We start from the raw sequence: 13616 nt of genomic DNA, 5'->3' as shown, positions 1-13616 counted from the left end.
TGCAACGAGGCTGCGATCTTTTGATTTGATTTTTTGAAGATCAAGATCAAGAGATCGCAGCCTCGTTTCACTCGTCAGCTCCTACAGTTCGAATATCGTCGCGGAGTTGATATCAAAGCACTGGCACTGCCGACTGAAAGTGTGACTTGCCCAACAAATTCAAACTTAGCGATATTTAATATTTAAATAGAAAATCGTCAGACAATTTCCACCCTCATCGCAACTAAAAACAATCTTTCCTCCCCGCGCGCTTTGTTTACGGCAGTTTCCTGATACCACCAAATTGGATCGCAAAAAAACTCTTTACGACAGATTTCCAATTGTGTCAGGTTCGTTACGCCTTCATTGGGCGAGTAATAGGACGATCTCGCCAAAGATCGTCCTGTCGGACAAAAACTGTTCCATTGCTAAACAAGGAAGTGTGTTTATGTCGAAAGTTAAAACCAATGCTGTTGATTCCGCCGAACAGGCTTTCCAACTGGCCGCGTTCAGCTCGGCGTACAACCAGATCAATAGCTTCAGCCATCAGTACGACCGTGGCGGCAACCTCACGGTCAATGGCAAACCCTCGTACACCGTCGACCAGGCGGCTACGCAATTGCTGCGTGACGGCGCTGCCTACCAGGACAAGGACGGCAGCGGCAAGATCGAGCTCACTTATACGTTCCTGACCTCGGCCTCGAACAGCACGATGAACAAGCACGGCATCAGCGGGTTCAGTCAGTTCAGCGCGCAGCAACAGGCGCAGGCCAAGCTCGCCATGCAGTCGTGGGCCGACGTGGCCAATGTCACCTTTACCGAGAAAGCCTCGGGCGGTGACGGGCACATGACCTTCGGTAACTACAGCGGTGGTCAGGATGGCGCTGCGGCGTTTGCCTATCTGCCAGGCACTGGAGCTGGTTATGACGGTACTTCGTGGTACCTGATCAACAGCGGTTACACGCAGAACAAGAACCCGGATCTGAACAACTACGGGCGTCAGACCCTGACCCACGAAATCGGCCATACCCTTGGCCTTGCGCACCCCGGCGACTACAACGCCGGCAACGGCAACCCGACTTACAACGACGCGACTTATGGCCAGGACACCCGTGGCTACAGCGTCATGAGTTACTGGAGCGAAAGCAACACCAACCAGAACTTCAGCAAGGGTGGCGTCGAAGCCTATTCGTCCGGCCCGCTGATGGATGACATCGCAGCCATCCAGAAACTCTACGGCGCCAACACCAGCACCCGCACCGGCGACACCACCTACGGCTTCAATTCCAATGCCGGCCGTGATTTCCTCAGCGCTTCTTCGTCGAGCGACAAGGTGGTGTTCTCGGTCTGGGATGCCGGCGGCAAGGATACCCTGGACTTTTCCGGGTTTACCCAGAACCAGAAAATCAACCTCAATAGCGCTTCGTTCTCCGACGTTGGCGGCATGGTCGGCAACGTGTCGATCGCCAAGGGCGCAGTCATCGAGAACGCGATTGGTGGTTCGGGCAGTGATCTGTTGATCGGTAACAGCGTGGCCAACGAACTGAAGGGCGGTGCCGGCAACGACATCCTCTTCGGCGCTGGCGGTGCCGACAAACTGTGGGGCGGCGCCGGTTCGGACACCTTTGTGTTCGCCGCCAGCTCGGACTCCAAGCCGGGGGCGATCGATCAGATTCTCGATTTCGTCAGCGGTCTGGACAAAATCGACCTGACCGGCATCACCAACGGCGCGGGCCTGCACTTCGTCAACAGCTTCACCGGTTCTGCCGGCGACGCAGTGCTGACCTCGTCGGGCGGCAACAGCCTGTTGTCGGTGGATTTCTCCGGGCATGGCGTGGCTGACTTCATCGTCAGCACCGTTGGCCAGGCAGCGACCAGCGACATCGTGGCGTGATGTGAAAGGAAAGCGGCGCCTCGTGCGTCGCTTTCTTCGCTTGCATCGGCCTGATCGCCGAGCAAGGCTACGAGCGGAAGTGAAATGTCCTATGCGCGGAAATGTTTTTACGTACACAACGATGGCATGGCTGATGGCAGTCACGCTGATGATGACCGGAGCGACAAGCATGGCGAGCAGCCTCAGACTCGATGACCCCTCGGCATTTGCCGGGCGCTGGCAGGCCACATTGACCGGTCACAACGACACACCCGAAACGCGGTCGTTGCAAGACAAGCCGTCGAACACTTGCCTGGTCGAGCTTGCGCCGAACCAGACTTTGGGCGAGGGCACTGAATGTCTGGCCGCGTGGTTGGGCGAAGCGCCGATAAGCTGGTTTCCGGAGCCCGATGGCGTTGCCATCATCGGCGAGAAAGGTTCGAAAATTGCGTTTTTCAGCCGCCAGCGTGGGAGCGTTTATACAAAAAAACTGGATGGCGGATTAGTCATCACGCTAGAGCGTGCGCCGCAATAAGCAATGCCTGGAAAGTTGATAAGCACCAGTGATCATAAGTAATAAGCGACCACTGGTTAACTTGTTATGAAATTGTAAGCACTACTTGCAAGTCCTCTTCGGCAGGTAGGCGAAATATCAATGGAATGCTCGTCCGTAATGACGAGAACATGAATTCAGGAAGAATCAATGAAGATGGCGAAGTCTCCGGCCACCGCTCCGTTAATCAAGGCACTGGGTGACTACAAAAGCATCTTGATCAGCGTCGGTTGTTTTACGGCGTTGATCAACGTATTGATGCTGGTACCGTCGATCTACATGCTGCAAGTCTACGACCGGGTGCTCTCGTCGCAGAACGAAACCACCCTGGCAATGCTGTCGCTGATGGTGGTCGGGTTCTTCGCCTTTATCGGGCTGCTGGAACTGATCCGCAGCTTCATCGTCATCCGTATCGGCAGTCAGCTTGAGCGCCGCTTCAACCTGCGGGTCTATCAAGCCGCGTTCGAGCGCAATCTGTTCAAGGGCGAAGGCAATGCCGGGCAGTCGCTGGGCGATCTGACCCATATCCGCCAGTTCGTCACCGGCCCGGCGCTGTTCGCCTTCTTCGATGCGCCGTGGTTCCCGGTCTATCTGTTTGTCATTTACCTGTTCAACGTCTGGCTCGGCGTGCTGGCCACGGCGGGCGCGTTATTGCTGATTGCACTGGCCTGCCTCAACGAATACATGACCAAAAAACCGCTGGGCGAAGCCGCCGGTTTTTCCCAGCAATCCAGCCAGTTGGCCACCAGCCATCTGCACAACGCCGAAACCATTCAGGCCATGGGCATGCTCGGCTCGCTGCGCAAGCGCTGGTTTGGCATGCATACGCGCTTTCTCGGCTTGCAGAACCAGGCCAGCGACACTGGCGCGGTGATCAGTTCGCTGAGCAAGACCTTGCGTCTATGCCTGCAATCGTTGGTGCTGGGCCTGGGCGCGTTGCTGGTGATCAAGGGCGACATGACTGCGGGGATGATGATCGCCGGTTCGATCCTGATGGGCCGCGTGCTGAGCCCGATCGACCAGTTGATCGCCGTATGGAAGCAGTGGAGCGGGGCGAAGCTGGCTTACCGGCGTCTGGATGCGCTGTTGCAGGCGTTTCCGCCAAGCGACGAGGCGATGGCACTGCCGGCACCGAAAGGCCAGATCACCTTCGAACAAGTCAGCGCCGGCCCGCCTGGGCAGCGTGCGGCGACGCTGCATCTGGTCAATTTCAATCTGGGCGCTGGTGAAGTGCTCGGCGTGCTCGGCGCCTCCGGTTCCGGCAAGTCGACGCTGGCTCGGGTGCTGGTCGGCGTGTGGCCGGTTCTGGGCGGCACCGTGCGCCTCGACGGTGCCGATATTCACCGCTGGAACCGCGACCAGCTCGGCCCGTATATCGGTTATTTGCCGCAAGACATCGAGCTGTTCAGCGGCTCCATTGCCGAAAACATCGCGCGCTTCAGCGAAGCCGACCCGCAAAAAGTCGTAGCCGCCGCGCAGCAGGCCGGCGTTCACGAGATGATCCTGCGCCTGCCGCAAGGCTACGACACGCAACTGGGCGAGGACGGCAGCGGTTTGTCCGGTGGCCAGAAGCAACGCGTGGCCTTGGCCCGCGCGCTGTACGGCACGCCAAGTCTGGTGGTGCTGGATGAACCCAATTCCAATCTCGATACCGTCGGCGAAGCGGCACTGGCCAGCGCCATCGCGCAACTCAAGGCTCAGGGCACCACGGTGATTCTGGTCACCCATCGTTCTTCGGTGCTGGCTCAGGCTGACAAATTGCTCGTGCTCAACGACGGCCGTTTGCAGGCGTTCGGCCCGAGTCAGGATGTGCTCAAGGCACTTTCCGGTCAGCACGAACAGCAACGTGAAAAAGCCGCACAAACACCGGGCGGGCTCAGCATGAGCCGGCAGTATCAGCCCTCGACAAGGAATTCGGGTGTATGAGCAGCGCCAGCATGAACACTGAAAACGAAGCGACCATGGAACACGGCTACATCACCGAACGCCCGGAACGCGACGCGAAATTCTTCGCGCGCATGGGCTGGATTCTGGCCATCGTCGGCGCTGGCAGTTTCTTCACCTGGGCGGCGCTGGCGCCGCTGGATCAGGGCATTCCAGTGCAGGGCACCGTGGTGGTGTCGGGCAAACGCAAGGCTGTGCAGTCGATGAGCAGCGGCGTGGTCAGCCGGATTCTGGTGCGCGAAGGCCAGATCGTGAAGCAGGGCCAGCCGCTGTTCCGCCTTGACCAGACGCAAGTGGCTGCCGATGTGCAATCGCTGCAGGCGCAATACCGCATGGCCTGGGCCAGCCTCGCGCGCTGGCAGGCCGAGCGCGACAACCTCAAGGAAGTGAGCTTTCCGGCCGAGCTGAGCAACGACCCGGATCCGCGCCTGGCCTTGGTGCTGGAAGGCCAGCGGCAACTGTTCAGCAGCCGCCGCGAAGCGTTCTCCCGGGAACAAGCGGCACTGCGCGCCAACATTGAAGGCGCCACTGCGCAACTGGCCGGCATGCGCCGCGCCCGCAGCGACCTCAATGCTCAGGCCAGTTCCTTGCAGCAACAATTGAGCAATCTGCAACCGCTGGCCGACAACGGCTACATCCCGCGCAACCGCTTGATGGACTACCAGCGGCAACTGTCGCAAGTGCAGCAGCAGCTGGCAGAAAACACCGGTGAAAGCGGGCGCGTGGAGCAGGGCATCCTTGAGTCGCGCCTGAAGTTGCAGCAGCACGGCGAGGAATACCAGAAGGAAGTGCGTACGCAACTGGCCGATGCGCAGTTGAAAAGCGTGACGCTGTCCGAACAGCTGACCTCCGCCGGTTTCGATCTGCAACACAGCGAGATCCTCGCCACCGCCGATGGCGTGGCGGTCAACCTCGGTGTGCACACTGAAGGCGCCGTGGTGCGTCAGGGCGAAACCTTGCTGGAGATCGTTCCGCAGGGCACCACCCTGGAAGTGGAAGGGCACTTGCCGATCAACCTGATCGACAAGGTCGGCACGCATTTGCCGGTGGACATCCTGTTCACCGCGTTCAACCAGAGCAAAACCCCGCGTGTGCCCGGCGAAGTCAGCCTGATCTCCGCCGACCAGATGGTCGATGAGAAAACCGGTATGCCGTATTACGTGTTGCGCAGCAGCGTCAGCGATCAGGCCATGGAAAAGCTCAACGGCCTGGTGATCAAACCCGGCATGCCGGCGGAAATGTTCGTGCGCACCGGTGAGCGTTCACTCCTCAACTACCTGTTCAAACCGCTGCTCGATCGCGCCGGTTCTGCGTTGACCGAGGAATAAGGATGTTCGGCTGTATGAAAAAGCTTTGCATGCTGGGGGCCGCAATGACGCTGCTCGCGAGTCACTCGGCAGTCGCGGCCATGGGGCCATTCGAGATTTACGAACAGGCGTTGCGCAATGATCCGGTGTTCCTGGGGGCGATCAAGGAGCGCGATGCCGGCCTGGAAAACCGCGCGATTGGCCGCGCCGGGTTGCTGCCACGGATCGGCTACACCTACAACAAGGGCCGCAACTCGTCCAAGGCTACGTCTCTGGATGATCGTGCGCGCAACCGCACCGATGAGCGTAATTACAGCAGTTACGGCTCGGCGCTCACGGTGCAGCAACCGCTGCTCGATTACGAGGCTTACGCGGCGTATCGCAAGGGCGTCGCGCAGTCGTTGTTCGCCGACGAAGCCTTTCGCGGCAAGAGTCAGGAGCTGTTGGTGCGCGTGCTGGACAACTACACCAAAGCCTTGTTTGCCCAGGACCAGATCGACATCGCCCAGGCGAAGAAGAAGGCCTACGAACAGCAGTTCCAGCAGAACGAACACATGTTCAAGCAGGGCGAGGGCACGCGCACCGATATTCTCGAAGCCGAGTCGCGCTATGAGCTGGCGACTGCCGAAGAGATCGAAGCGCGCAACGAGCAGGATGCCGCTTTGCGCGAGCTGGGCGCGCTGGTGGGCGTGCCGGCGGTGGACATCGTCGATCTGGCTCCGCTTGGTCAGCAATTTCAGACCTTCACCCTGCAACCGGCCAACTTCGACACCTGGCATGAGCTGGCAATCAGCAACAACCCGAATCTCGCTTCGCAGCGTCAGGCCGTGGAAGTGGCGCGCTATGAAGTCGAGCGCAACCGCGCCGGGCATCTGCCGAAAGTCAGTGCTTATGCCTCGATGCGCGACAACGAGTCCGAAAGCGGCAACACCTATAACCAGCGCTACGAAACCAACACCATCGGCCTGGAAGTCAGCGTGCCGCTGTATGCCGGCGGCGGGGTGTCCGCCTCCACACGGCAAGCCAGCCGCACCATGGAACAGGCCGAATACGAACTGGATGGCAAAACCCGCGAAACCTTGATCGAACTGCGCCGCCAGTTCAGCGCCTGCCTGTCCGGGGTGAACAAATTGCGCGCTTATCAGAAAGCCTTGAAGTCGGCCGAGGCGCTGGTGGTCTCGACCCGACAAAGCATTTTGGGCGGCGAACGCACCAATCTCGATGCGTTGAATGCCGAGCAGCAACTGTTCACCACCCGCCGCGACCTGGCCCAGGCGCGTTATGACTATCTGATGGCGTGGACCAAATTGCATTACTACGCCGGGACGCTGAATGAGCAGGATCTGGCGCGGGTGGACGAAGCATTTGTGGTCGCGCAACAGCCCTCACCCTAACCCTCTCCCGGAGGGAGAGGGGATCGACCGAGTTGCCTGCGATAGCTGCATCGACCTGAACGACCGAGCCGGACGCAGGTTTTGACATCAATAGAAATCGGCTCCATTTCCCACAGGGAGAGGAAACCGATTCGGGGAAATTGGCGAGATGCATCGACCTGAACGACCGAGCCGGACGCAGGTTTACATCAATACAAATCGGCTCCCTCTCCTCGGGGAGAGGGCTGGGGTGAGGGGAACAGGCGACAACGCAATTCAGCCCTGAACAAAACAACAAAAACGAGAGTGATGACCATGGACGTACGCATCAAACCGATTTCGCTCGGCACGCTGTTGCTGGTGACCTCGGCGACTCAGGCGCAATACCTCGAACCCGGCGAGCCCGGCAATCCGGCCAGTTGGCGCAGCGCCGAGTTCCTGCGTGACTGGGGCCTGGAACGCATGCAGGCTGATCAGGCCTATGCCGCCGGCATCACCGGCAAGGGCGTGAAGATCGGCGCGCTCGATTCCGGTTTCGATGCCGCCCACCCGGAATTCGCCGCCGATCGCTATCACCCGGTAACCGCCAGCGGCAGCTACGTCGATGGCTCAGCGTTCAACGTCGACGGCACGCTCAACCCCAACAACGATTCCCACGGCACCCACGTGGTCGGCACCATGGGCGCCGCCCGTGACGGCAGCGGCATGCACGGGGTGGCGTACAACGCGCAGATCTACGTCGGCAACACCAACAAGAACGACAGTTTCCTCTTCGGTCCAAGCCCTGATCCGCGTTATTTCAAAGCGGTGTACGACAGCCTCGCCGATGCCGGGGTGCGGGCGATCAACAACAGTTGGGGCAGTCAGCCGCCGGATGTCAGCTATCGCACTCTCGCGGATCTGCACGCCGCCTACGCGCAGCACTGGAACAAGGGCACCTGGCTCGACGCCGCTGCCGACGTTTCCCGGCGCGGTGTGATCAACGTCTTCAGCGCCGGCAACAGCGGCTACCCGAACGCCAGTGTACGTTCCGCGCTGCCGTATTTTCAGCCGGATCTGGAGGGCCACTGGCTGGCGGTGTCCGGGCTCGATCAGAGCAATCAGCAGAAATACAACCAGTGCGGCATCGCCAAATACTGGTGCATCACCACACCGGGGGCGAAGATCGACAGCACCATTCCCGGGGGCGGCTTCGCGATCAAATCCGGCACCTCGATGGCGGCGCCGCACGCGACCGGCGCCCTGGCGCTGGTGATGGAGCGTTATCCGTACATGAACAACCAGCAGGCGCTCGAAGTGCTGCTGACCACCGCCACGCAACTTGATGGCTCGGTCACCGACGCACCGAACGAGCGCGTCGGCTGGGGCGTTGCCAATCTCAATCGGGCGATGCGCGGGCCGGGGCAATTGCTCGGTGCGTTCGATGCCAATCTGGGGGCAGGGCAGCGCGATGTCTGGAGCAATGACATCTCCGACAAGGCGCTGCTCCAGCGCCAGGGCGAAGACCTCGCCGAGCACAGCGCCTGGCAGCAAACCCTGCAGGACAAAGGCTGGCAGAACGGTGTCCCGGCCGGCGCCAGTCAGCAGGACCAGACCGATTACGCCGTCGGCATGCTGCGTGATGCGGCAGCGGCGAACCGGGTGTACGAGGGCAGCCTGATCAAGTCCGGTGCCGGACAATTGCTGCTCAGCGGCGCAAACACCTATCGCGGCCCGACCACCGTCAACGGCGGTCTGCTGACGGTCAACGGTTCGCTGACCTCAGCGGTCACCGTCAACAACAGCGGCACCCTCGGCGGCTCCGGACGCATCGGCGCGTTGACTGCCAACAGCGGTGGCCGGGTCGCACCGGGCAATTCCATCGGCACCTTGAACGTCGGCGGTGATGTGACACTTGCCCCGGGCTCGACTTACGCCGTCGAGCTATCGCCCTCCAGCAGCGACCGTATCGTCGCCGGCGGCACGGCAACCGTCAGCGGCGCCAGCGTCAGCCTGGCGCTGGAAAACAGCCCGAGCTTGCTCAGCAGCGCCGAAGCGCAAAGCCTGCTCGGTCGCCAGTACAACATCCTGCAAGCGGCAGGTGGCGTGCAGGGGCAGTTCGCTGCGGTGGTGCCGAACTACCTGTTCATCGGCGGCGCCCTCGACTACGCCGCAACCGGCATTCAGCTGAATATCCAACGCAACGCGACCAGCTTCGCCAGCGTCGGGCAAACGCCGAACCAGCGTTCGGTGGCCGCTGCAGTCGAAGGGCTGGGCGCTGGCAATTCAGTTTACGAAAGCGTTCTTCGTGCACCGACTCAGGCCTCGGCGCGACAAGCCTTCCAGCAACTGAGCGGCGAGATTTATCCAGCGCTGGGGACAATGCTGATCAACGACAGCCGCCAGTTGCGTGATGCGGTCGGCGAGCGGTTGCACGATGAATCGGCGACCCGCAGCAACGGCTGGATCAAAGCCCTTGGCGCTTGGGGCAGCACCGATTCGGGCCACGACACGGCCGGCTACAACACCTCGATCGGCGGGCTGCTGGCCGGTGTCGACGGCGCACTTGATGAGCAGACCCGCATCGGTCTGGTCACCGGCTACAGCGACAGCTCCTTGAGCATGGGCTCGGGCACCCATTCCTCGGCAAAAGTCGACAGCTACCACCTCGGTGCTTACGCCGGACACGACATTGGCGCCTGGCGCCTGAGTAGCGGCGCGGCGTACAGCTGGCATCGCGGCGATGTGAAGCGCGATCTGCAATACGACGAGGTCAGCGCCAAGCAGAAAGCCAAGCTTGATGCGACCACCACTCAGGTTTTCGCCGAGGCGGCGTATCGCTTGCAGCTGCAACCTCTGGCGCTGGAACCGTTCGCCAACCTGACCTACCTGCATCTGGACACCGAAGGTTTTACCGAAAAAGGAGATGCCGCGGCGTTGAAAAGCTCTGGCGATCAGCGCGATGTGGTGTTGAGCACCCTGGGCGTGCGGGCGAGCAAAACCTTCAATCTGGCGAACCAGCAAGCGCTGGACGTCAGCGCGCGGCTCGGCTGGCAGCACAGCCTCAGCGATATCGAATCGGAACAACATTTGCGCTTTGCCAGCGGCGGCACGCCGTACTCAGTGGAGAGCTCGGCGCTGGTTCGCGATGCCGCACTGGTTGGGGTGCAGGCCAGTCTGGCGTTGAGCAAGGACGTGCGGGTCAACCTCGATTACAACGGCCAACTGGCCAGCCGCGAGAAGCTGCATGGCGTAGGGCTGAGCCTGAACTGGCAGTTCTGATTGCATGTGTTTGAGCCACTGTGGCGAGGGGATTCATCCCCGCTCGACTCCGCAGCAGTCGCAAAACCAGTGTTTACGTAGGTTGGAAAAATTGCCGGGGGGTCGCTTCGCAACCCAACGGGGATGAATCCCCTCGCCACAGGTGCGGTTTGTCATTGGCTACAGCGGACAAAGGTGCCTCTCGCCACAGCTATTGAAACAACCGGATTTTTCGCAACATCACTAAGGAAGGTCGTGGATGGATAACAACAATACCCCCGCGCAATCGGGCGGCCGCTTTGCCCTGAAAACCCTGACAGTCGCCATGCTCTGTGCCAGTGCGATGGCGCAGGCAGCGCCTTATGTGGAAAACGGCCACAACGGCGATCCGTCGAGCTGGCGCAGCAATGAATTCAAGGCCGACTGGGGCCTGGGCGCGATCGGCGCGGATTACGCCTACGCCGCCGGCTACACCGGCAAAGGCGTGAAGCTGGGCATCTTCGATCAGCCGGTCTACGCCGCGCATCCGGAGTTCTCTGGCAGTAACAAAGTCGTCACCCTGGTCACCAGTGGTATCCGCGAATACACCGACCCGTATATTCCGGTGAAAGCCGGCGACGCGTTCCGCTATGACGGTTCGCCCTCGGTCGGCTCCGACGGCAAGCTCGGTGCCCATGGCACCCACGTCGGCGGTATCGCGGCGGGCAGTCGCGACGGCGGGGTGATGCATGGCGTCGCATTCGGGGCGCAGATCATCAGCGCCGACAACGGCGACCCGGGGCCTGAAGACGGCATCGTGCGTGGCAACGACGGCGCGGTGTACAAGGCCGGTTGGGATGCGCTGATCGCCAGCGGAGCGCGGATCATCAATAACAGCTGGGGCATCGGCATCACCGACCGCTTCGACCTCGGCGGCCGCGATCCGGCGTATCCGCACTTCACCGTCAACGACGCGCAGTTGCAGTTCAACGAAATCCGCACCCTGCTCGGCACCAAACCCGGCGGCGCCTACGACGGCGCGATTGCCGCCGCACGCAGCGGCATCGTCACCATTTTTGCCGCCGGCAACGACTACAACCTGAACAACCCGGATGCCATTGCCGGCCTCGGTTATTTCGTTCCGGACATCGCGCCGAACTGGATCACCGTCGCCGCATTGCAGCAGAACCCGGACACCGCCAGCGCCAATCCCTACGTGATCAGCACGTTCTCCTCGCGTTGCGGCTATACGGCGAGTTATTGCGTGTCGGCGCCGGGCACCAAGATCTACAGCTCGATCATCGAAGGTACCAACGCCGACAACCTGACCACCAGCTACAAAAACTACAACGGCACCTCGATGGCCGCGCCACACGTGGCCGGTTCCATCGCGGTGTTGATGGAACGCTTCCCGTATATGTCCGGCGATCAAGTCGCCAGCGTATTGCGCACCACCGCCACCGACCTTGGCGCACCGGGCATCGACGCCTTGTACGGCTGGGGCATGATCAACCTGCGCAAGGCCATCGACGGCCCGGCAATGTTCGTCACTGAGCAGGACATTCCCGAGGAGTTCCGCGTGCAGGGCGCTTACGGTTCCGGCCAGTTTGTCGCCGATCTGCCGGGCATCGGCGCGATCATCGATCAGGGCAAACCGACCGAACGCGTGTGCAGCGACATCACGTGCGGCCTCGACACCTGGCGCAACGACATCGGCGGCCACGGTGGTCTGACCAAGCAAGGCATCGGCACTTTGGTGCTGACCGGCAACAACACTTACAGCGGCCCGACCCTGGTCAATCAAGGCCGTCTGGCCATCAACGGTTCGCTGCAATCGGCGGTCACCGTCAACAACGGCGGCATCCTCGGCGGCAATGGCCGCATCGGCGCGCTGGCGGTGAACAGCGGTGGTACGGTGGCGCCGGGCAACTCCATCGGCACCCTGAATGTGGCGGGGGACGTGACCTTCGCGCCGGGCTCAACCTACGCCGTAGAGCTGTCGCCAACCAGCAGCGACCAGATCGTCGCGGGCGGCAAAGCCGTCATCGACGGCGCCACGGTGAGCCTGTCGCTGGAAAACAGCCCGACCTTGCTCAGCACCGGCGAAGTGCAAAGCCTGCTCGGCACCCGCTACAACATTCTGCAAGCGGCGGGCGGCATTGAAGGGCGCTTCGGGCAGGTCTTGCCGAATTACGCGTTCCTCGGCGGCACCCTCGATTACTCGGCGGGCGGCATCCAGCTGGCGGTCGGGCGTAATGAGGCATCGTTTGCCAGCGTCGGTCTGACACCGAACCAACGCGCCGTCGGTGCCGCCGCCGAAAGTTTGGGCGCGGGCAATGCGCTGTTCGAAACCCTGTTGCTGTCGCCCAACGCGGCGTCGGCGCAGCAGGCCTTTCAACAGTTGTCCGGCGAGATTCACCCGGCCATCGGCACGCTGCTGATCAACGACAGCCGCTACCTGCGCGAAGCCGTCGGCGAGCGCCTGCGGGAGCGTGATCTGTTCAACGCCGATGCGCCGACTGATGAGCGCAGCAACGTCTGGGTCAAGGTCCTCGGATCGTGGGGCGAAAGCGATGGCGGGCATGACAATGCCGACTCCAACAGCTCCATCGGTGGGCTGCTGGCCGGTGTCGACGGGCTGATCGCTGAAGATACCCGTCTCGGTTTCGTCACCGGTTACAGCGACAGTTCGTTGAGCATGGGCAGCGGCACGCATTCCTCGGCGTCGGTCGACAGCTACCATTTGGGTGCGTACCTGGGCCACGAAATCGACGCGTTGCGCCTGACCGTCGGCGGCGCCTACAGCTGGCATCGCATCGATGTGAAGCGTGATCTGCAGTTCGGCGACGTCAGCGGCAAACAGAAAACCAAACGTGACGCGACCACCGCGCAACTGTTCACCGAGGTCGCATACGACCTGGGCCTGCAACCGATGAACCTGGAGCCGTTCGCCAATCTGTCCTACGTGCACCTCAACACCGACAGCTTCACCGAAAAGGGTGACGCTGCCGCGCTCAAGGGTGGCGAAGACAACCGCGACGTGGTGCTCTCCACCCTCGGCGTGCGCGCCAAGCGCAGCTTCGCCTTGTCGGATAAGCATCAGTTGGAACTGGGCGCCAGCCTCGGCTGGCAGCACAACCTGAGCAGCGTCGATGCCGACAGCCATCTGGCCTTCGCCAACGGCAACAGCGCGTTCACCGTGCAGAGCGTGTCGATGGATCGTGACGCTGCCGTGGTGGGCGTGCGCGCCGGGCTGGCGCTCAATCGCGACGTGCGGGTCAGCCTCGACTACAACGGTTTGATCGGCTCCAACGAGAAAGATCACGGAGTCGGTCTGACGCTCGACTGGCAGTTCTGAGGCGTAACCG

The 13616-nt window shown here is 61.4% G+C and carries 7 protein-coding genes; all 7 read left to right on the top strand.

What is annotated here, in order from left to right:
* The first annotated feature begins 427 nt into the window (after positions 1–427).
* The 7 genes from ND528_RS20260 to ND528_RS20230 all read left to right on the top strand — a co-directional run bounded on the left by ND528_RS20260 (position 428) and on the right by ND528_RS20230 (position 13606).
* On the top strand, positions 428–1873 hold the full coding sequence (locus ND528_RS20260; protein ID WP_263471043.1) for a serralysin family metalloprotease: 1446 nt from the start codon (positions 428–430) through the stop codon (positions 1871–1873).
* Positions 1874–1964: 91 nt separating this feature from the next.
* Positions 1965–2387 (top strand): protease inhibitor Inh/omp19 family protein, encoded by a 423-nt coding sequence (locus tag ND528_RS20255; RefSeq protein ID WP_263471042.1) that lies wholly within the window; start codon positions 1965–1967, stop codon positions 2385–2387.
* 168 nt (positions 2388–2555) lie between these two features.
* Entirely contained in the window at positions 2556–4331 is a 1776-nt protein-coding gene (locus ND528_RS20250; RefSeq protein WP_263471041.1) for a type I secretion system permease/ATPase, read from the top strand.
* Positions 4328–5677, top strand: coding sequence for an HlyD family type I secretion periplasmic adaptor subunit (locus ND528_RS20245; protein WP_263471040.1), 1350 nt, complete (start codon positions 4328–4330; stop codon positions 5675–5677). Before ND528_RS20250 ends, ND528_RS20245 begins: the two co-directional genes overlap by 4 nt.
* Before the next feature lie 2 nt (positions 5678–5679).
* Positions 5680–7050: a TolC family outer membrane protein gene (locus ND528_RS20240; protein WP_263471039.1), complete on the top strand. Its 1371-nt coding sequence runs from the start codon at positions 5680–5682 to the stop codon at positions 7048–7050.
* Between the two features lie 294 nt (positions 7051–7344).
* Positions 7345–10290, top strand: coding sequence for an autotransporter serine peptidase EprS (eprS, locus tag ND528_RS20235; RefSeq protein ID WP_263471038.1), 2946 nt, complete (start codon positions 7345–7347; stop codon positions 10288–10290).
* 238 nt (positions 10291–10528) lie between these two features.
* Entirely contained in the window at positions 10529–13606 is a 3078-nt protein-coding gene (locus ND528_RS20230; RefSeq protein ID WP_263471037.1) for an autotransporter serine protease, read from the top strand.
* Positions 13607–13616: the final 10 nt, after the last annotated feature.

The sequence above is a fragment of the Pseudomonas mercuritolerans genome, from assembly GCF_025706525.1.
GTDB classification, from domain to species: domain Bacteria; phylum Pseudomonadota; class Gammaproteobacteria; order Pseudomonadales; family Pseudomonadaceae; genus Aquipseudomonas; species Aquipseudomonas mercuritolerans.
Note: the sequence above shows the minus strand (reverse complement) of the source record. Positions and strands in the feature narration are given on the sequence as shown.